The organism is Stenotrophomonas sp. YJH_SMC_81, assembly GCF_059370875.1.
In genome coordinates this window covers 216,013-237,198 of sequence record NZ_JCAFUB010000003.1, presented here as the reverse complement: position 1 = coordinate 237,198, position 21,186 = coordinate 216,013, and the positions used below count along the sequence as shown (strand labels likewise).

Sequence of the window (21,186 nt, the reverse complement as noted above, 5' to 3'; positions counted from 1 at the left end):
TCCATGCAAGCCCGCGTCATCCTGACCGATATCGAAGGCACCACCAGCAGCATCTCGTTCGTCAAGAACGTGCTGTTCCCCTATGCGCGCAAGGCATTGCCCGCGTTTGTCGCCGAGCATGGCCAGCAGCCGGACGTCCGCCGCTGGCTGGATGCGGTGGCAACCGAGATCGGCGGTGCCTGCCAGGACAGCCTCGTGGCCGAGACGCTGCAGGGCTGGATCGACCAGGATCGCAAGCACACCGCACTGAAGGCGCTGCAGGGACTGATCTGGGACGAAGGCTACCGCCGTGGCGACTACACCGCGCACTTCTACCCGGAAGTAGCGCCGGTGCTGAAGGGCTGGCACGCCTCCGGGCTGCCGCTGTACGTGTACTCCTCCGGCTCGGTGCCGGCGCAGAAGCTGTTCTTCGGCTTCAGCGATGCCGGGGACCTCAGCCCGCTGGTGTCGGGCTGGTTCGACACCGAAGTCGGCGGCAAGCGCGAGGCCGACAGCTACCGCCGCATCGTGCAGGCCATCGGCGTACCGGCCGGCGAGATCCTGTTCCTGTCCGATGTGGTGGAAGAACTGGATGCCGCCCGCGAAGCCGGGCTGCAGACCCGCCTGATCGATCGCCTGGATGATTACCCGATGCCGCGTACCGGGCAGGCCGCCAACGGCCACGAACGGGTCGAGAATTTCCAGCAGATCCAGCTGTAAGCAAGAAAAAGGGGACGGAGGGGATTAAGTCGTTTGTGGCACACATGGGCCACAAACGACTTAATCCCCTCCGTCCCCTTTTTTGCTCAACGGTCGTTGAGGGTCTTCACCTTCAGCGCTTCGCGCAGGGTAACCAGATCCACCGGGCCGCGCACCGCGATATCGCGGGTTTCACCCGGCAGCAGGTCCAGCAGGTTGTCTTCGACCTGCACATCCAGCGCGCCGAAGTCGATCCACGCCGCGCGCACATACGCCGCGCTTTCCAGCCGCAGACGATAGTGGTCCCCTTCGATGGACAACGTGGCCTTGAGTTTCTGCCGCGGCAACACCTGGTCCTTGGCTTCAACGAAACCGACCACCTGCCGCGCACTCACGTTGCCGTCCTGCAGCAACTCGAACACCGCCACCGTACGCATCGGGTCGGCACCGGCCAGCAGCTCCGCATCGCTGAAATCGCCCATCGGGGTGACACCCGCCGCCGCCAACGTCACCGTTTCCTCGCGACGACGCAGCACCTTCCCCTCCACGTCCATCACCCGCAGACGCCAGCGCGCATCCAGTGCGGCACCGTCGTTGATCAGGCGCACCCGCGTGCTGCCCTCGTCGCGCAGCGCTGCCACCGTCACTGGCGCGAAGAAACGCCGCGCGGCGAAGTGCAGCGCCTTCCAGCGGCCGAAATAGTCCACGCTGGACCACGAGGCGCCGGGCCAGACATCGTTGAGCTGCCAGTACAGCGAGCCCATCGTGTACGGGCGCGAGGCGCGATGGTGCAGTGCCGCCAGAGCGATGCCATCGGCCTGCATGACCTGGCTGAGGTAGACGAAGTCCTCGAAGTCCTTCGGCGTACCGTAGCCCAGCTCGATGTAGTGCAGCAGGCGGCTGTTGCCCTCGCCCGCCATGAACTTCTGGTGCGCACGGATCACCGGGCTGTCGATGCGCTGCTCGGCGCGGGTGGCGATCTGGTCCACCGTCGCCACCGACGGCCACGCCTGCAGCCCGTACTCGGACATGAAGCGCGGCGTCTCACGCAGGTAGGCCTGCACCGGCAGCGCCGGATTGCCCCAGACCTGCCAGTAGTGCTTGTCGCCGCGGGTCGAGTCGTTGGCCTTTTCGTCAAGATCGTTGCTCGGTGAACTGGACCAGTACGGCACGCCCAGCCCTTCCTCGCCCACCACCGCGCGCAGATCGTTGCCGAACAGGTCGACATAGCCCTGCCAGACCTTCGCTGCAAACGCCGGGTCGGCCGCCTTCAGGTCGCGACCATGGCCCCAGTCCTTCCAGGCGGTTTCTTCCTCGTTGTTGCCACACCACAGCACGATGCTGGGGTGGTGGCGCAGACGGCGCACGTTGTCGCGTGCTTCGGCCACCACGTTGGCACGAAACGCCGGATCGTAGCCCGGCTGCATGCCGCCGCCGAACATGAAGTCCTGCCACACCAGCAGGCCCAGTTCGTCGGCGATGTCGAAGAACGCGTCCTCCTCGTAGTAGCCGCCGCCCCAGTTGCGCAGCATGTTCATGTTGGCGTCGCGCGCGGCCGTCAGCACCTGGCGCAGGCGTGCGGCATCGACGCGCGCGGGGAAGGCATCGAACGGAATCACGTTGGCGCCCTTGGCGAAGATCTCCACGCCGTTGATGACGAAGGCAAAGCCCTGCCCGCCCTTGCGGTCTCCCTCGCGGCGCAGTTCGACCGTGCGCAGCCCGATGCGCTGCTCGCGCGCCAGCTCCGGCGCGCCACCTTGGTCCAGGCGGGCCTGCACCGTGTAGCGGTCCTGCGCGCCGTAGCCGACTGGCCACCAGCGCCGCGGATCGGCCAGTTCAACCGGAACCTCGATGCTGTTCTGGCCGGGCTTCAGCAGCACCGTGCGCTGCACCTGGGCCACGCTGCGACCCTGCGGATCGCGCACATCGACATTGACCACCGCAGAACCGGCAGCGTCGCCCTGCTCTACTTGCAGCAGCACGGCCAGCTTCGCCTGCTCCGCGCTCAATGCATCCGTGCGCACCGCAAGATCGGTCAGGCGGTGCGCGTCCCAAGCCTGCAGATCGATTCCGCGCCAGACGCCGGCGGTGACATAGCGCGGACCCCAGTCCCAGCCGAAGTGGTAGGCCGGCTTGCGCGCGAAGTTGCCGACCATCGCGTCCTTCGGCTCATCGCCATACGGCGACGGGTAGTTGCCAGCGATCTTGTGCGGCATTGCCTGCACGCCCGGCAGCAGGGTGCGGATCGGCGAACGGAACACGATCTGCAGTTCATTGTCCCTGGCCCGCAGGCGCCCATTCACGCGCGCGCGCCAGGTCCGGTGCGCGTTGTCCGCACGCAGCAGCGGCTTGCCGTTGAGGCTGACGTCGGCGTAGGTATCCAGACCGTCGAAGCGCAGCTCGGCATTGGGCTTGGCCAGCGTCGCCGCATCCACGTCGAAGCGCGCGCGGTACTCCCAGGCGGCCAGGCCGATCCATTGCAGTTCGGCCTCTGGTGCGCCGACATACGGATCACGGATCAGTTCGTGAGCGAGCAGGTCGGTGTGCACGCTGCCCGGCACCGTCGCCGCCCGCCATTGCTGCAGACCTGGATGAGCGGCGCCCTGCGCGTCGCCGGGCAGCATGCGGAACTCCCACTGTGCCTGCAGCGGCGTGGCAGCGACCGGGAAGGCGGACGCCGCGATCAGCAGCAGGAGCAGGCGGACAACGAGGGGAAGGCGATGCACGGGATGCTCCTGTTATTCCGCCGGGCATGGTCCGGCGCTACCTGCAAGTCCAGTTCACGGCAGTGCCGGGCCATGCCCGGCGCGCCAACCTCAACGCACCACGTTCAACACTTCGTAGCACGCACCCATGGTGTGGTAATCCACCTTGCCGGCCGGGCTCTTCTCGTCGCTGTACTTGCGATTGTCGGCATCGAGGATGCGGAACCAGGCGCCGTACCGGTGATCGACGAAGTGTTCCCACGAATACGCCCAGATACGCTCGTACCACTGCCAATAGCGGTCATCGCCGGTACGCTTGGCCATCAGTGCGGCGGTCGCAAGCGTCTCCGCCTGCACCCAGAAATACTTGTCGTCGTCGCAGACGAAACTGTCGCCACCGATCGGGGCGCCATCCATGCCCGGCTGCCGGCGCGACTCCGGCGCGAAACCGTAGTACAGGCCACCCCACGCCTCGTCCCAGCTGCGCGCCACGGCCACGTCGAACAGGTGCTGCGCGGTCGGCACCAGCCAGTCGACCTGCACATGGCGGTCCAGGATCAACAACAGCTTGGCCCATTCGGTCTGGTGGCCCGGCTGGAAGCCCCATGGGCGGAACAGGTGCTTGGGGTCGTCCAGGTTGTAGTCCCAGTCGATCTCCCAGTTGGAATCGTAGTGCTCCCACACCAGGCCACCGGCCTTGGCGGCCTGGCGACGGGTCATGTTGTCGGCCAGCTGCAGCGCGCGCTCCACATAGCGCTGTTCGCCGCTGGCCTCGAAGGCGGCCAGCATCGCCTCGCACATGTGCATGTTGGCGTTCTGGCCACGGTAGCCGGTGAAATTCCACTGCCCATCGGCTTCGTCCTTGTAGAGGCCGTGCTGGGGCTCCCAGAAGCGCGCCTCCAGCAGCTGCCAGGTCTCGTCCATCCATGCGCGGGCCTGTTCGAGACCGGCCTTCAGTGCGCAGCTGTAGGCCAACAGCACGAACGCCACGCCGTAGCAGTGGTTCATGTCGTCCTCGACCTTGCCGTCGCGCAGGGTCCAGGCGTAACCGCCGGTGGCCGGGTTGCGGTGCACCTCGCGCAGGTAGCGCACGCCGTGCTCGACCGCCTCACGGTACTCGGCGTTGCCGAATTCGCGGTAGGCCATCGCGTAGTTGAAGACGAAACGCGTGCTGCTCACCAGATGGCGATGGTTGGCGTCGTAGATGCTGCCGTCGTCACGGAAGTAGTGGAAGAAGCCACCGTTCGGATCGATGCACCGCGGATGGTAGAACGCCATCGTATCGGCGATGTGCGCGCGCAGGAACGCGGGCGAACGGAAGTCGGGGGAGGTGCTCATGCGTTAATGTCCTGGGCCTGCAGCAGCTGCTGCACTTCATCGAGCGAGGGCATCGCGGCGAACGCGCCCTTGCGGGTAACAGCCAGCGCACCGACCGCAGCACCGAAGCGCAGCGTGGCGGTGATCGCCTCCGGGTCCTGGCAGAAGGCGGCAAAACCGGCACCGGCGCCGCTGCGCTCCAGCAAGCCGACCAGCACGCCACCGACGAAGGCATCACCGGCCGCGGTGGTATCGACGGGAGCCACGCGGAAGCTGGTGACCGTGCCGTGGTTGTCGCGCGTGTACCAGTGCAGCGTGGCCGCACCGTCGGTGACGATCACCCAGCGCACGCGCGCAGCGAGCAGGCGCCGCAGTACCGCAGCCTCGCCATCGGCACCCAGCGGCGCGGCCAGGTAGTCCAGCTCCTCGCGCGACAGCTTGACCAGGTCGGCGCGTTCCAGCGCCTGCCACAGGCGCGGTGTCGGGTCCTCGTTCGCCGGCCACAGCGCCGGACGCAGATTGAGGTCGAGGCTGACCACCGCACCAGCCGCACGCGCGCGATCCATGCCGGCGAAGGTCGCCTCGGCGATCGCCGCTTCGGTCAGGCTGTTGGAACAGACATGGAAGCACTGTGCGCTGTCGAAGCACGCCGCCTGGAAGTCGCTGTCACGGAACAGCAGGTCGGCTGCCGGCGGGCGATAGAAGCTGAAGCTGCGCTCGCCGCTGGCATCCAGTGCGACGAAGGCCAGTGCGGTCTTGGCCGCATCGGTACGCACGATGTAATCCGTGCCCACGCCGTGCTCGACCAGGCTGTCGGCCAGGAAGTCGCCGAACATGTCGCGGCCCAGCGTGCCGACGAACTGCGTCTTCGCACCCAACCGGGCGGCCGCAACGGCAACGTTGGCCGGTGCACCACCGGCGTACTGCAGGAAGGCGCGCGGCGTGTCGGCCGAGGCCGGCGGCTGCGCTAGTAGATCGATCAAAATTTCGCCGAAGCAAACGATGGCACCCATTCCGGACTCAGCCTCCCTGCGGAATGCGGGTCGACGGGCGCGAGCCCACCAGACCGTAGAAAATAATGTAGAGGTAGCAGGCGATAGGCAGCAAGAAACTCAAGTGCAGGCCAATGCGATCGGCCAGCATGCCCTGCAGCAGCGGGATCACCGCACCACCGACAATGGCCATGATCAGCAGGCTTGACGCCTTGTTGGTCAGCGGCCCCAAGCGTTCGATTGCCAGCGAGAAGATGGTCGGGAACATGATCGAGTTGAACAGGCCCGTGGCCACGATGCCGTACATGGCCGCCTTGCCGCTGGCGGCCAGAGTCACGCCCAGCAGAATCACATTGGCGACAGCGAAGCCAGCCAGGAGACGCCGCGGCGAATACTTGGCCAACAGCCAGGAACCGGCAAAACGGCCAACCATCGCGCATCCCCAGTAGGCCGACACATACTTCGTGGCCTGCTGCTCGCTCATGCCACCGATCTCCGGCAGGGCGAGATAATTCACCATCAGACTGCCGATGGAGACTTCGGCGCCCACGTAGAAGAAGATCGCCAGCACACCGAACAACACGTGCGGCTGCTTCAGCGCATCCAGCAACGTGTGATGATTCGTATCGGCCTTCTCGGTGGTCTCGGCCAGACTGGGCAGGCGGAACAGGTAGACGAACACTGCCAGCAGCACCAGCGCGATCGCCAGGCCCACGTATGGCCCCTGCACGGAGTGCGCTTCAGCGGCGCGATAGGCCACCTGCTCGGCCACGGGCAGGGCGTCGATCTCGTCGCCGCTCTTCACCGTGGTGCTGAGGATCAGGAAGCCTCCGAACAATGGTGCCAGCGTGGTACCCAGCGAATTCAGCGCCTGGGCCAGGGTCAGGCGGCTCGAGGCGGTCTGTTCAGGCCCCAGCAGCGCTACGTACGGATTGGCAGCAACCTGCAGCACGGTGATGCCGGTGGCCAGCACGAACAATGAAGCGAGGAACGCGTCGTACGTGCGCAACGCCGCTGACGGCCAGAAGCCGAGCGCGCCGACACCGGCGATCAGCAGGCCAGCGATGATGCCCTTCTTGTAACCAAGGTGGGCCACCAGCCGGCCTGCCGGCAACGACATCAGGAAGTACGCGCCAAAGAAAGTGAACTGCACCAGCATCGCGCGCGTGTAGTTCAGCTCGAACACCGCTTTCAAGTGCGGGATCAACACATCGTTCAGACTGGTCAGGAAGCCCCACATGAAGAAGATCGTGGTGGCCACCGCCAGTGCGGCACGTGCGTTCATCACCGGCGCGGTGCCGCTGGAAGAAGAACCCGATGGACGGGGCGTTGCGGAGATCGGCATGCGGTACGCGCCTCGATGCGCGGAAGGTCGTTGTTGCGTGGAAGGGGGTATGCAGAAGGAATCAGTTCGGTCGTGCGGCACTGCTTTCGCGGATGCGCAACTGCACCGGCGCAACCGTGCGCCGTGGCGGCGCGTCCGGTTCGTCCAGCCGCTGCAGCAGCAGCGCGGCAGCCTGGCGGCCACGCTCGCGCGGGTCGGCGGTGAGCGTGGTCAACGGCGGAACCGCGACCGACGCCTCGGAAATATCGTCGAAGCCTGTCACGGCAAAATCACCGCCCGGACGGATACCGCGCGAGTTCAAGCCCAGCATCAGGCCAAGCGCGACGGTGTCGTTGTAGCAGACCGCCGCACTTGGGCGATGGCCATCGGCGAACAGCTCATCGGTGCGCGCTGCCGCTTCCAAGCGATTCGGGGCCGATTCGATCATCCAGCCCGGCGGCAGCGACAGGCCGGCCTCGGCCAGCGCCTGCTGGAAACCCGCGCGGCGCTGGTGGCAGGAACTGGATGCGGCGTGGCCCCCGAAGAAGGCGATCTGGCGATGGCCGCGCTCGATCAGGTGGCGCGTGGCCAGATAGGCGCCGTGCTGGTTGTCCAGGGTCAGGAAGTCCCAGTCGGCCCCGGCCAGTTCGCGGTTGAACAGCAGCACGTTGGCATTGGCGCCCAGTGCCTGCCGCAGCTGTGCGGTATCGCTGCCCTCGGCCGGCGACAGGATCAGGCCGGCCGGGGTGTGCTCCATCAGCGTGGACAGCACCGCCTGCTGCCGCTCCGGCGATTCACCCGTGCTGCCGAGCAGGGTCACGTAGCCACGCCCGCCCAACGCCTCGTCCACGCCCGATGCGAACTCGGCGAAGAACGGGTTGGAGAGATCGTTGATCACCAGCGCGATGCTCGACGAGGTACGACGGCGCAGGTTGGCCGCCGCGCGGTTGTAGACGTAACGCTGGCGGCGCAGTTCGGCCTCGACCTTGGCCCGGGTATCGACGTTGACCAGCGGGCTGCCACGCAGCACCAGCGACACGGTTGCCCGTGACACGCCGATCGCGCGCGCGATGTCGGTCACCGTCACCGCCTTGCCGGCGCGCTTGCTGGGACTGTTGCCGTTGTCGTTCATCGTCTTCCCGGACTCCGCTGGAGGCTCAAGCCTAATGGATCAGGGCCGTGTCGTGCCGTGCCGTTCGCTGGGTCAGCGCGAACGGCACAGTCCGGCTCAGCGCAGCTGGCTGCCCGGTGCCGCGCACCAGGACACCGGCAGGTCCTTCACCGCCGTACCCCAGCCCTGCTCTGGCGCCTTCGCGTCGAGTGCGAACTGCAGGCGCGGGCCCTGCTGCAGGCGGTCCCAGTCCAGCCACACCGGTGCATGCGGCTGGCCGTCGACCCGCACACCCTGCACGTACTGCAGGCGGCGGCCATCGGCACCCGGCGCGTCGATGCGCAGGGTCCGGCCATTGCCCATGTCCACTTCGACCTTGCTGAAGCGCGGCGTGTGCAGCAGGAACTGGCCGCTGCCCGGCACCGCCGGGTACACGCCGATGGCGCTGAACAGGTACCAGGCCGACATCGTGCCGAGGTCATCGTTGCCGGTCACGCCATTGGGGGCATTGGTGAACAACTGCTGCGCGGCACGCACCACGGCCGCGGTCTTCCACGGCTGGCCGATCAGCGTGTACAGCCACGGCGAGTGCAGGTCCGGCTCGTTGTTCGGGTTGTAGCGGAACTGGTTGTAGTAGCTGTACGGCCCGACCACCCACGCCTTGCGGGCGGCATTGAGCGGATCGGCCTGCAGCGCGTCCATCGCGAAGAACGCATCCAGGCGGCGACCGGCCTGTTCGCGGCCGTCCATCGCTTCGACCAGGCCCGGCACGTCCTGCTGCGCCAGCCACTGGTACTGCCACGCCGTGCCCTCATGGAAACCGTGGTGCGAACGCGGACTGTAGTGGCCATCGGCCGGCGTGTACCACTGGCCATCCTCGGTGCGCGGGCGCGGGAAGCCGGTGAAACCCGTCTCGGCATCGCGCACCTGCGGGTCCCACACCTTGCGCCAGTTGCGGCCACGCTCACGGAGTGTCGCCGCATCCTGCGCATGGCCCAGGCCATCGGCCATCTGCGAGAGCGCGCAGTCGGCCAGCGCATATTCCAGCGTGGCCGAACCACCATGGTGCGGATCGACATCCATGCCCTTGGACGGGAACGCGCGGTCGTAGGCCACATAGCCCTTGTCCAGGTAGGTCGGGTTGCCGGAGCGTCCGGCCATGCGCGAGTTCAGTGGTGGCGTGCCGAAGGCATTGCGGCGCAGTGCATCCCAGGCTTGCGATTCACGGCCCTTGAGCGCGCCGAAGCGCCACAGGTCGACCATGAACGGCGTGACCGGATCGCCGGTCATGATGTTGGTCTCGAAGTTGGCATAACCCCAGCGCGGCAGCCAACCGACCTGTTCGTCGATCGCCAGCAGGGTACGGCCGATGTCGCGCGCCACGTCCGGGCGGGTCAGCGCCAGCCACTGGTTCTGCGCGCGGTAGGTATCCCACAGCGAGAAGTACTCGTAATAGGTCCAGCCATCAGCGCGGTGGATACCGTCGTCATAACCACGGTAGCGGCCGTCGGCGTCGTTGCCGGTCATCGGCTGCAGCAGCGCGTGATAGACCGCGCTGTAGAACACGGTGCGGTCATCGGCGGTGCCGCCCTGCACGCGCACCCGGCCCAACTGCTCACGCCAGGCCTGCTGGGACAGCGCGCGCATGCGGTCGAAGCCGAGCAGCGCCCCACCCTGCATGCCCTCCGCGCGCAGGTTGGTGCGCGCGCCTTCGGCATCCACGTGCGAGATCGCGCTGACCGCTGTCACCGACTGGCCCTTGGCCAGGTCGAAGCTGAGCCAGGCACCGTTCGGCTTCTGCTCGCCTTCCATGCTGTGGCGCGCGCCCGGCAGGCCACCGCCCTCGCCCCAGGTGCCATGCGCCTTGAACGGACGGTCGAACTCGATGCGGAACCAGGTGGTGTACTGATGACCGCCGCAGAAACTCTTGGTGACCAGCTTGCCCTCGACCACGCGGTCGCCGACCACATCGACCACGCTGCCGATCACCGAATGGCGCTCGTTGGCCTGGCCGACGTTGACGAGGACGTGGCCATCGCCGCTGCGCTGGCTGAAGGTGTAGCGCTCGGCCGCGGCACGGGTACGCGCGGTCGCCTCGGCATCGATGCCACCGTAGCTGGTCAGGCGCACCTTGTAGTAGCCGGCCTGGCCGACCTCGCCATCGTGGGTGTAAGCCGACGCATAGGCCTTGTGGTCGAACTGCTTGGCATTGCCGGTATCGAAATCGCCACCCGGACCGATCGAGCCGGTCACCGGCAGCACCGACACCTGCCCGCCCTGTTCCCAGCAACCCGCGCCGGACAGGAAGGAGTGGCCGAACCCGCGGATCTTCTCGTCGTCATAGCGCCAGCCCGAGTAGTGGCTGCCGATCGGACTGACCTGGATCAGGCCGAACGGTGCCGACGCACCCGGGAACGTGTTGCCGTCGTCCTTGCTGCCGATGAAGGTGTTGACCTCGCGCTCCAGCGCTGCCGGGGCAGCCTGCAGCAGCACCGGCACTGACGACAGCGCGAGCAGGCAGGCCAGGCGCACCAGCGGGCGCGAGGACAATGGGACGGCGGGAGCGGACGGCACTGGGCGCATGTCGGGTTCCTGTAGTCGATGACGCGGAGGCAGACGGCCGGGGGCGTTCGGCACCGTTCCGCTGAGCCCTGCCCTGACCTGCAGAGAGCTCCCCCTGGAATGACGCCCGACCCACCAGACCGTGAATTTAGATCGATTCAAGTAGAGCATGCAGGTTCAGCCGAATGCATTCTGCGGCGCAGCATGAGATGGGGTGTTCGGCAGGGCTGCGCCCTGCACCTGCTACGAGCTGGAGCAACAGCAACCGCAACAGCAGAAGCAACAGCAGAAGCCGGTTTCCTGTGGGGAGTCGGGGTGGGTCCGGTTGCGGGGGACGCCGTAAACCCGTCCCCGCAGTCCGACACCGCCCCGCCAAGCCACAGACAACCCAGAGCCGCTTTGGCTTTGGCTTTGGCTGTTGCCGGCCAGCGGCCGGCACTACCGCGGGTGCAGGGCGCAGCCCTGCCGACCCACACTCCCCTGCGCACGAAAACGATTTCACTGATTTCAGCAAACCGTCATCCCTTCGCCACGCCAGTACCATATTGCGCAGCAGCATGCGCCTGCGGGCGACCCGTGCTAAAAATCGCCCGCCCATCGCTTAGATCGATCCAAGACGACGCTGCGATGGCCGGGAGTTGGGGGAGCAGCAACAGGACGTACCAGGCCACGCGCGCGGCGCCACTGGCAGTTGCTTGGCGACAGCGACAAAGTCACTTCAAATTAGATCGATTCAAGTTGTCCGTGCCACGTCACCGGATCAATCCATGAGAGAGGGAGAGATGGGAATGAAGCATTCAACACGTACGCATGGCCAGGACGCATTGTCGTTGGCCATCGCGCTGGCCCTGGCCGCCGCCGTCATTCCGGCTGGCGCCGCCGCGCAACAGGCCACGTCCACCGGCGGGCAGGATGCCACCACCCTGGACAGCGTCCAGGTCACCGGCTACCGCTACGCCATTGAAAAGAGCCTCGAGCAGAAGCGCGACGCCAACGCGGTGGTCGAGGTGATCACCGCCGAGGACGTCGGCAAGTTCCCCGACAAGAACGTGGCCGACGCACTGCAGCGCGTGCCCGGCGTGGTCATCACCCGCAGCGGTGGCGAAGGCAAGAGCGTCAGTGTGCGCGGCCTTGCGCCGGACCTGACCCTGACCCAGTTGAACGGCAACTTCGTCGCCTCGTCAGAGACCAACAACGAAGCGACACGCTCCTTCAACTACACCCTGCTGCCATCGAACATGTTGTCCAGCGCGGAGCTGTTCAAGTCGCCGGAAGCACGCATCGACGAAGGCGGCATCGGCGGCACGGTCATCCTGCATACCCGTCGCCCGCTGGACATGGAATCCAACTCCGGCTATGTGAACCTGGAGGGCACCACCTCCGATACCAGCCACGATGTCGATCCGCAGGCGTCCGCGCTGTACTCGTGGCACAGCAAGGATGAGCGCTTCGGCGTCCTCGTCGGCGTGACCCAGCAGAAGCGCACCACCCGCACCATGGAAGCCAGCACCGAGGACTACCAGTGGTACGGCAATGGCACCACGGCCCGCGATGCCAACGGCAACCTGCTGGAGCAGGATGGCATCCACTACTGGTGGGGCCAGTCCGGCTTCAACAACCAGGCTGGCAAGAACTACAGCGAATTCTTCATGCCGACCTCGGTGAACTTCGCGGTGAAGGAAGAAAAGCGCGAGCGCAAGGGCGGCCAGCTGACCTTCCAGTTCAAGCCGGTCGACAACGTCACGATGACCGCGAACTACTTCCGCTTCGAGTTGCAGGGTGACTACACCCAGAACATGCTGAAGGTGCCGGAGTGGAACCTGGCCCGCTACAACCAGGACGGCAACTGGGCCGGCGGCCGCCTGCTCAACGGCCTGGATTTCGACCCGAGTGGCAGCATCGTCACGGGTGCGCAGTACCAGAAGCTGGCCGGAAAGACCTATTACTGCAGTGAGGAAGAAGCAGCGGCAGCCGGCCTGGAACCCGGTGGCTGGGGCCCGGACGACTGCACCATCCCCACTCCGCAGCTCACCGGTGGATACAGCAAGGAAAAGGCACTGTCGCAGACCGCCGACCTGACCATCGACTGGGATATCAGCCCGCTGTGGAAGGCCTCGTTCACCGGCGGCCGCACCTGGTCCGAAGGTGGTCCGTCGATGAATTTCCGCATGTCGGCCAAGCCGCGCCGCAAGGTTGGCAACCAGTGGCAGTCCGGCAACCAGTACACCGCCTGGGACCTGACCGGCACGCCGTCGGTGCAGTTCTCGCCGGACCTGCAGCAGCAGTTGATGGCGGGCGTGGCCGAAGTCGATACCGGCTCGACCGATTCGTCGTGGATGCAGACCGAGGTCAAGCAGAACTACTTCCAGGCCGACGTCACCAAGCTGTTCGAGGCCGGCTGGCTGGATTCGATCCAGTTCGGCGCCAAGTACCGCGATGGCAAGGTCCACCGCAACACCGGCAACACCTATTGGGTGTGCCCGGGCCTGGATCCGTCCGACTATGACAACAATCGCTACCAGGCCGGCTGCGATCCGACCGCAGGCGATGCGCAGCCGGGCTTCTTCCTGTCCAACCCGATCAGCAACATCACCGGCGCATTCAACGCCAACGTGTTCCCGGGCATCAACTACCCGGCCTACATCGACTACCTGAACAAGACCTACGGTGGCTCGCACAACCGTACCGAAGAAGACTTCGTCTACGACGTCAACGAGAAGATCCACTCCGGCTACTTCCAGGCCAACTTCCGCACTGAGCGGGTACGCGGCAACATCGGCGTGCGCGTGGTGCGGACCAAGCAGTTCGCCCAGTCCAGCGATTCGGTCGAGCGCTTCAACGACTATTTCGTCGACAACGCCAGCGGCGCGCCGATGAGCTGCGATGATCCGGCCGCCGACCCGAACCTGCGCTGCCAGGGTGGCTTCGTCCGCCTGCCCGACCCGCAGGTGCGCGACAAGGTGTATGCCCTTTCGTCGCTGGAAAAGACCTATACCGACGTGCTGCCCAGCTTCAACATTGCCTGGGACATCACCGACAACCTGGTGCTGCGTGGCGCGGCATCGAAGGTGGTCGCGCGCCCGAGCTACACCAGCATCGCCTATCCCGGTGGTCTGCGTTACATCAGCGAAGAGTACGCCAACGACCGCCGCGTCACCGGCGGCACCGACACGCCCGGCTGGTACGGCTCGGGCAGCAACAAGGCGCTGGAACCGTTCAAGGCGGTACAGTTCGACCTGGGCCTGGAGTGGTACTTCCAGCCGGGCGCGGTCGCAGGTGTTTCGCTGTTCCGCAAGAACGTGGACAACTTCACCGTGCCGGTGGTGCGCGACCAGCAGATGAACGTCGGCGGGCAGTCGGTCACCGTGCAGAAGTACGAGACCCAGGCCAATGGCCGCGATGGCGTGTCCCAGGGCGTGGAACTGTATGGCCAGTACACGTTCGACTTCGGACTGGGCGTGCAGGCCAACTACACCTACAACGACACCAACCTGGCCTCGATCGTGCTGGATGGCGAGGAAATCGGCTCCTCGCCGCTGGTCGGCAGTGCCAAGAACCAGGCCAACGTTACGGTGTTCTACGAGAACGACAAGTTCCTGGCGCGCGCCTCGTACAACCGTCGTGGTGAAGTGGTCGGCGGCCTGAACAATGGCATGACCACCTACACCAAGCCTTACAGCCAGCTTGACCTGAACGTGGCCTACAACCTCACTCCGGACTGGACGGTGACCGCCGCCGTACTGAACGCCACCAAGTCCGAGCTGCGCAGCTACATCGGCAACGACAGCCAGGCCCGCCTGCTGTCCAACCTGTACGCCGGCCGCCAGCTGTACTTCGGCGTGAACTGGAAGTTCTGAGGCAGCGCCGGGCCTGGCCCGGCGCAGTCTTGCCCGCCCCGGCGGGAATGGTCCTCCACGGCAGCCGCGCTGGTACAGGCGGCTGCCGTTTTCATGGGTGCCTGCGCCGCCGTTCAGCCACCTGCTTGACCCTGCCATCGTTGGAAGGTGCACACTGGTTTCATCTCACGAGCACCGAAGGAGCTACAGATGGAATTCCATGTTGACGGCATGACCTGCGGCGGCTGCGCGCGCAGCGCGACCCGCGCCATCCAGCAGATCGATCCGAACGCCAGTGTGGTGGCCGATCCGCCGACCGGCCTGGTCAAGGTGCAGACCACCGCATCACAGGAGCAGGTGTTCGCCGCGCTGAACGATGCGGGGTTCCCGCCGCGCACTGCCTGATCCCCTGCTTTCTGCCACAGAGGAGCCCGCCCCCTGCACTGTCACTGGGCGGGCTTTTCAGTGCATGCGAACATGAAAACTCAGTGCTTGCGTGCGCGGCGGCGCACCGCGCCGGTCTTGGCCGCTTCCACCGGCAGCGGAGCCTCATCGTCTTCACCCAGCCGCTGCAGGATCGGGCATTCCGGGCGCTCATCGCCGGCACAGCAGCGGATCAGCGATTTCAGCGTGTCGGCCATCTGCCGCATGTGCTCGATGCGCTGTTCCAGGTCGGCGATGTGCTGCTCGGCCAGCTGCTTGACGTCGGCACTGTGGCGCGACGTGTCGTTCCACAGGCCCAGCAGGTCGCCGATCTCGGCCACCTGGAAGCCGAGATCGCGCGCGCGGCGGATGAAGCGCAGGCGATGGATGTCGGCCTGCGAATACGCCCGATAGCCCGACTCCGTTCTATCCGCCGCAGGAATCAGGCCGATCTGTTCGTAGTAGCGGATCATCTTCGCCGACACGCTGGAGGCCTTGGCGGCGTCACCGATGTTCATGCGGTTCTCCTTCAATGGGTCGTGGCGTGGGCATCCGCCATCGGCGGCTGGAAGCGGCGCAGGCGCAGCGCGTTGCCCAGCACGAACACACTGGACAGCGCCATCGCACCGGCCGCGAACACCGGCGACAGCAGCACGCCCCAGGCCGGGTACAGCACGCCGGCAGCGACGGGAATCAATGCGGTGTTGTAGGCGAACGCCCAGAACAGGTTCTGCCGGATGTTGCCCAGCGTCGCCTTCGACAGCGCAATGGCATTGGGCACGCCCTGCAGGTTACCCGACATCAGCACCACGTCGGCCGACTCCACCGCGATATCGGTGCCGGTACCAATGGCCAGGCCGACATCGGCTTCAGCCAACGCAGGGGCATCGTTGATGCCGTCGCCGACGAAGGCGACGCGCCCATGCGTGGCCTTCAGCCGACGCACTGCCTCGACCTTGCCTTCCGGCAGCACCTCGGCCACCACTTCATCGATGCCGAGCTGGCGCGCGATCGCCTGTGCGGTCCCGGCGTTGTCGCCGGTGATCATCGCCACCTTCAGGCCCAACCGATGCAGCGCCGCGATCGCTGCGGGGGTGCTCGGCTTGATCGGATCGGATACCGCAATGATCGCGGCCAGGCGTCCATCGATGGCCACGTACATCGGTGACTTGCCCTGCGTGCCGAGTTCCGCCGCCAATGCTGCGAATGCGGTGATGTCCACGCCCAGGTCGCGCATGAAGCGATCGGCACCGACCTCCACGCGTGCACCCTCGACACTGGCCCGCACGCCCATGCCGGTGACCGATTCGAAGTCGACCATGCCCGGCAACGTGATGCCCTGCCCGGTCGCGGCATCAACAATCGCGCGGGCGATGGGATGCTCCGAGCGCGACTCCACCGCGGCCACTGCCGCCAGAACCCTGTTGCGATCGAAGCCGGCAGCAATCTCCAGATCGGTCAGGCGCGGGCGGCCTTCGGTCAGCGTGCCGGTCTTGTCCACCGCCACCACCTGCGCGTCCTTCAGCAGCTGCAGGGCCTCGCCCTTGCGGAACAGCACGCCCATTTCGGCGCCACGACCGGTTCCGACCATGATCGAGGTCGGCGTGGCCAGGCCCATCGCGCACGGGCAGGCAATGATCAGTACCGCCACCGCATTGACCAGCGCGAAGCTCAGTGCCGGCGATGGTCCGAAGATCAACCAGACCGCGAAGGTCGCCAGCGCGGCCAGCATCACCGCCGGCACAAACCACAACGTGACCTTGTCGACCACCGCCTGGATCGGCAGCTTCGAGCCCTGCGCCTGTTCGACCATGCGGATGATCTGCGCCAGCAGGGTCTGCGCGCCCACGGCCGTGGCCCGCACCGTCAGTGCGCCCTTCTGGTTGACCGTGCCACCCACCACGCTGCTGCCCGGCAGCTTCTCGACCGGAATCGGCTCGCCGCTGATCATCGATTCATCGATGTAGCTGCGGCCCTCAACCACCTCGCCGTCGACCGGCACGCGCTCGCCCGGGCGCACTTCCACCAGGTCGCCGCTCTGCACTTCATTGACCGGGATTTCGACCGCGCGGCCGTCACGGATCACATGGGCCACCTTGGCCTGCAGGTTGACCAGGCGCTTGATCGCTTCGGAGGTGCGGCCCTTGGCCCGGGCCTCGAGGAAGCGGCCGAGCAGGATCAGCGCGACGATCACCGCCGCCGCTTCGTAGTAGACGTTCACCGTGCCCGGCGGCAGCAGCCGCGGTGCAAAGGTCGCTACCACCGAATAGCCGAACGCCGCGGCGGTGCCCACCGCCACCAGTGAATTCATGTCCGGGGCCAACCGCAGCAGCGCCGGGAAGCCCTTCTGGTAGAAGCGGCGCCCGGGGATGGCCAGCACCAGGAGCGTCAGCACGAACTGCAGGTACCAGCTGGCCTGCATGCCGAGGGTGGACATCACCCATGCGTGCATGCCGGGGATCAGGTGCGAACCCATTTCCAGTACGAACACCGGCAGTGCCAGCGCGGTGGCCACGATCAGGTCGCGCTTCAGTCCGGCGCGCTCGGCATCCTTCTTTTCCGCAGCCTGATCATCGGACTGCACACCCGCCTCGATCACACGTGCGTCATAGCCGGCCTTGTCGATCGCGGCGACCAGCGCAGCCACGTCCGCCATGCCACGCACCGTGGCGCGCTCGGTGGCCAGGTTGACGCTGGCCTGGCTGACGCCGGGCACGGCCAACAGCGCGCGTTCGACACGGCCCACGCAGGAAGCGCAGGTCATGCCTTCGACCGCCAGCTCGGTGGTCGCCGCGGGCACGTCATAGCCCACCCGCTCCACCGCCTGGACAAGCGCCGCGCGATCCACCGGGCCCGACGGACGAATGTCCGCCCGCTCGGTGGCCAGGTTCACCGAGACACTGCCCACGCCCTCGACCCTGGACAGTGCTGCCTCGACCCGGCCCACGCAGCTGGCGCAGGTCATGCCCTCGATGGGCAGGCTGATGGTGGAGGGGCTGGCGGGGGCGGCAGCGGCGCGCGGCGTGCTCATGATCGGATTCCCGGGTTTCCTTCTGGATGCGGACAGGCTAAACCTTGCCATCGTGGGAAGGTCAAATCCAGCCTGTCCGCATGCCTGAAGGGAGCGCCGCCCCCGGCGTCCCGTTTCCGCATCCACGCATGGCGTGGATCCAGCGGCGGAGGTCGGTCTCCTCAGAAGGTGAACACATACTCCAATGCGAACTCGCGGCCGACCGCGCTCAGCAACCGGGTCGGGGCGAAGTCATAGTCCAGCTTGTACGGGTCCTTGTGGTTCCAGCTGGCCGAATTGAACACGTTGTTGACGTAGACATTGACCTTGGCGTGCTCGGTCACCTGGTAACCCACGTTGACGTTCCAGGTGATGAACGGGCCGACCCGGCCGAAGTAGCGCGAGGTCTGCTGGCCCGCGTTGGGGTTCGGGTTCACCGAGCCATCCGGCAGCTGTGCCGGTTCCAGGCAGTTCAGCGACGGGCTGTCACTGGGCACGTAGCCGTCGGCGAACGGCAGGCAGCCGCCGGGATTGTCCAGGCGGTCGGTGCCCCAGTGATAGCGCACGCCCGGCACCGAACCCACGCGGTCGGCATAGACGTTGGCGTTCCAGTTGCCGCGCTGCCAGGCCAGGCTCGCGCGCAGCTTGCTGCGCAGGTCCCGGTCGCGCCGTTCCGGGTTCGGGTCGTTGGCGTAGCGCTGTTCCTTGGTCGAGATCTGGTTGGTGTAGTTCAGGCCCAGCTGGAAGCTGCCCCACTGCGCGGTTTCCAGGCGATAGCGTGCAGTCAGGTCGATGCCGCGCACTTCCCGGCTGGCCAGGTTGAACGGGCCGCGCTCGATCGATACCAGGCGGCCGCTGCTGTCGCGGTTCACGCGGGCCAGGATGCCGGCGCAATAGTCGCCACCGGCCGGATTGGCCCACGGCGTGCCATCGATGTTCTTGCCGGTCAGGCAGCCGGCCTCGCTGGCCAGCACCTCGTCGGCGCCGACGTCGACGATCATGTCTTCCAGCTTGATCGCCCAGTAGTCGGCGCTGACCGACAGGTTCGGCATCACGTCCCAGACGAAGCCGACCGTCCACGAATCGCCGGTTTCCGAACGCAGCAGCGGCGTGCCACGCCGGTTCACGTCGAAGGTGTACCAGACATCGGTGTTGCCCACGCCACAGTTGTTGACCAGGTAGGCACCGCTCTGGATGCAGCGCAGGCGGTCATAGGTCTGCACTTCGGAACTGCTCGGCTGGCCCAGCAGGTAGTGCATGTCCGGCGCGTGGAAACTGGTGGCATACGAGCCACGCACCAGCAGCGATTCGACCGGGCGCCATTCCAGGCCGACGTTCCAGGTGGTCTCCTTCTGGCTGCCGATATCCAGCGCTTCACTGCTGTCATCGGCCTTGTAGTTGCCATAGCGGTCGTAGCGGGCGGCGGCGGTGGCCGTCACGCTCTCCAGCAGCGGGATCTTGAACTCGACGCCGGCCGAGTAACGGGTGCGCTCGCCGCCACCGCGATCGACGTTCTGCAGATCGAAGTCGATGCCGGCGCGCGGGTCCGGGCTGAGGTGATAGCCCTGCTGCGCGACTTCGGCCACGGCGGCGAACGAGATCGGGCCGGCCCAGCCCTGGAACAGCTCGCCGGTGATGTCCGCCGAGGCCTGGTTGACCCACGATGACGCGCGGTTCCTGGCGACCGTGCCCATCTGCCAGTACTGGTCCGGCGTGAGCGGATTCCACCAGCGCGATTCGTTCAACGCGTAGATCGCCTCGCCATCGGCGGTGGTACCCAGGCGCGGGCCGAGGAAGAAGTCGTACGACTTCTGCTCGTCCACCACGTTCTGCCGTTCTTCCACGCGATAGTAGGAACGCCCCACCGTGGCGCTCCAGTCGAAGCGGTCGGCAAGGCGGCCACGCAGGCCCGCGCTCCAGTCCCATGACAGCTCGCGGTTGGTGTTGCGCAGGGTGTCCAGGCCGCCGACTTCGTTCGGGGTGAACTGGCGCACGCCCAGGATCGGGCGGTTGCGGTTGGCATCCCGGTAATAGCCGTTGTCGTCGTCGATCAGCGAGACGCTGGGCGGGTTGGTGCCCCAGATCGCTTCGGAGCGGTACACCGCCAGGTTGGTCCAGGCCTGCAGGTCGCTGCTGAAATCGAAGGTGGCATACAGGTTGCCGGACACGTTCTCGGCACCACCGGTCAGCAGCCAGTTGGCGTAGTCGGCGCTCATGCCGCACAGGCGGCCGGTGTTGGTGATGGTGTTGGTAGCGTAGTTGTAGACCAGCCGATCGGCAGTGTAGTACTCGCGGTCGAACTTCTCGCAGGTGCCTGCAGGCGGTGCCAGGCGCTGGCCGTTGGTCGGGTCGATCAATGCCAGGCCCGAGGTGGGGCGGAAGCCGACCTTGCGCTGCTCCATGTTCCAGGAGGGATACGGTGCGTCGTCGGCGTCGTCCATCTGCGGTCGGTCGCGTCCGAACAGCGGATCGCGCTTGGTGTACTGCAGCGCGTAGGTCACGCTCCAGTTGTCGCCGGTCTTGCCGCCGGCCCAGGACAGGTCCCAAGTATCTCGCCCACCTTCTGTGGAGGTACCGCCACGCACGCGCACTTCGTCGCCGTCGTAGTTGGTCTTGAGGATGACGTTGACCACGCCGGCGATCGCATCCGAACCGTAGATCGCCGAGGCGCCGCCGGTCAGTACTTCGATGCGCTCGACCGCGGCAGCGGGAATGTTGCCGTAGTTGGAGAAGTTGGTTTCACCGCCATACGGCAGCGGGTAATCGGCCACGCGACGGCCGTTGACCAACAGCAGCGAGCGGTTCGGGCCCATGCCGCGCAGGTTCAGGCCACTGGCGTTGGGCGTGTGCGAGCCCCATTGCGAGGCGGCTTCAACGGTGCCGGTCGCTTCGGTGAGCGTCTTCAGCGCGTCATACACGCTGACGAAGCCCTCTTTCTGGATCTGCTGCGCGGTAATCACGTTGACCGGGGCCGGGCCTTCGACCGCGGCGCGCTTGATGCGCGAACCGGTAACGGTGACCGCATCCAAGTCCTTGGTGGACGAACTGGCCGCTTCCTGTGCACCCGCGGCCAGGGGCAACAGGGCCAGGACCAGTGCCTGGGACAGCAGGTGACGACGCTTGTGGACGATCTGAGCCATGGGTGGTTGCTCTTCGAAGATGTGGACGCACGGGCGGACGGTGGCGCGGCACTACGACGGATCCAGGCGCCTGGATCGGTTCACGACC

12 protein-coding genes are annotated in these 21,186 nt (G+C 66.3%); 3 read left to right on the top strand and 9 right to left on the bottom strand.

The window, feature by feature from the left end; genetic code table 11:
- Positions 1–3 precede the first annotated feature (3 nt).
- Positions 4–699 carry an acireductone synthase gene (gene mtnC, locus AC5P8U_RS07585; protein ID WP_061479251.1) on the top strand — a complete coding sequence of 232 codons (696 nt, stop codon included), beginning with the start codon at positions 4–6 and terminating at the stop codon, positions 697–699.
- 86 nt (positions 700–785) lie between these two features.
- On the opposite strand, the gene AC5P8U_RS07580 is transcribed toward mtnC, so the two are convergent.
- From AC5P8U_RS07580 to AC5P8U_RS07555, 6 genes are all read right to left on the bottom strand, one after another.
- Positions 786–3,404: a beta-mannosidase gene (locus AC5P8U_RS07580; RefSeq protein WP_072169085.1), complete on the bottom strand. Its 2,619-nt coding sequence runs from the start codon at positions 3,402–3,404 to the stop codon at positions 786–788.
- Positions 3,405–3,494: 90 nt separating this feature from the next.
- Positions 3,495–4,721, bottom strand: a complete 1,227-nt coding sequence (locus AC5P8U_RS07575; RefSeq protein ID WP_495214035.1) for an AGE family epimerase/isomerase — start codon at positions 4,719–4,721, stop codon at positions 3,495–3,497.
- On the bottom strand, positions 4,718–5,713 hold the full coding sequence (locus AC5P8U_RS07570; protein ID WP_072169084.1) for a carbohydrate kinase family protein: 996 nt from the start codon (positions 5,711–5,713) through the stop codon (positions 4,718–4,720). Before AC5P8U_RS07570 ends, AC5P8U_RS07575 begins: the two co-directional genes overlap by 4 nt.
- A gap of 7 nt (positions 5,714–5,720) precedes the next feature.
- Entirely contained in the window at positions 5,721–7,037 is a 1,317-nt protein-coding gene (gene fucP / locus AC5P8U_RS07565) for an L-fucose:H+ symporter permease (protein ID WP_072169083.1), read from the bottom strand.
- Positions 7,038–7,098: 61 nt separating this feature from the next.
- On the bottom strand, positions 7,099–8,148 hold the full coding sequence (locus AC5P8U_RS07560) for a LacI family DNA-binding transcriptional regulator (RefSeq protein ID WP_061479246.1): 1,050 nt from the start codon (positions 8,146–8,148) through the stop codon (positions 7,099–7,101).
- 96 nt (positions 8,149–8,244) lie between these two features.
- Complete coding sequence (locus AC5P8U_RS07555; RefSeq protein ID WP_088497327.1) at positions 8,245–10,710, bottom strand: GH92 family glycosyl hydrolase; 2,466 nt, start codon at positions 10,708–10,710, stop codon at positions 8,245–8,247.
- Between the two features lie 761 nt (positions 10,711–11,471).
- On the opposite strand from AC5P8U_RS07555, the gene AC5P8U_RS07550 reads away from it, so the two are divergent.
- The gene (locus tag AC5P8U_RS07550; protein WP_447897280.1) at positions 11,472–14,546 is read left to right on the top strand and encodes a TonB-dependent receptor; all 3,075 of its coding nucleotides are present in this window, start codon (positions 11,472–11,474) and stop codon (positions 14,544–14,546) included.
- Positions 14,547–14,735: 189 nt separating this feature from the next.
- Complete coding sequence (locus AC5P8U_RS07545; RefSeq protein ID WP_447897278.1) at positions 14,736–14,930, top strand: heavy-metal-associated domain-containing protein; 195 nt, start codon at positions 14,736–14,738, stop codon at positions 14,928–14,930.
- A gap of 80 nt (positions 14,931–15,010) precedes the next feature.
- Here AC5P8U_RS07545 and cueR read toward each other — a convergent pair whose 3' ends face one another.
- The 3 genes from cueR to AC5P8U_RS07530 all read right to left on the bottom strand — a co-directional run bounded on the left by cueR (position 15,011) and on the right by AC5P8U_RS07530 (position 21,098).
- Positions 15,011–15,466, bottom strand: coding sequence for a Cu(I)-responsive transcriptional regulator (gene cueR / locus AC5P8U_RS07540; RefSeq protein WP_065177589.1), 456 nt, complete (start codon positions 15,464–15,466; stop codon positions 15,011–15,013).
- An 11-nt stretch (positions 15,467–15,477) separates the two neighbouring features.
- The gene (locus AC5P8U_RS07535; protein ID WP_447897277.1) at positions 15,478–17,979 is read right to left on the bottom strand and encodes a heavy metal translocating P-type ATPase; all 2,502 of its coding nucleotides are present in this window, start codon (positions 17,977–17,979) and stop codon (positions 15,478–15,480) included.
- 161 nt (positions 17,980–18,140) lie between these two features.
- Positions 18,141–21,098 (bottom strand): TonB-dependent receptor plug domain-containing protein, encoded by a 2,958-nt coding sequence (locus tag AC5P8U_RS07530; protein ID WP_447897276.1) that lies wholly within the window; start codon positions 21,096–21,098, stop codon positions 18,141–18,143.
- Between the last annotated feature and the right edge of the window lie 88 nt (positions 21,099–21,186).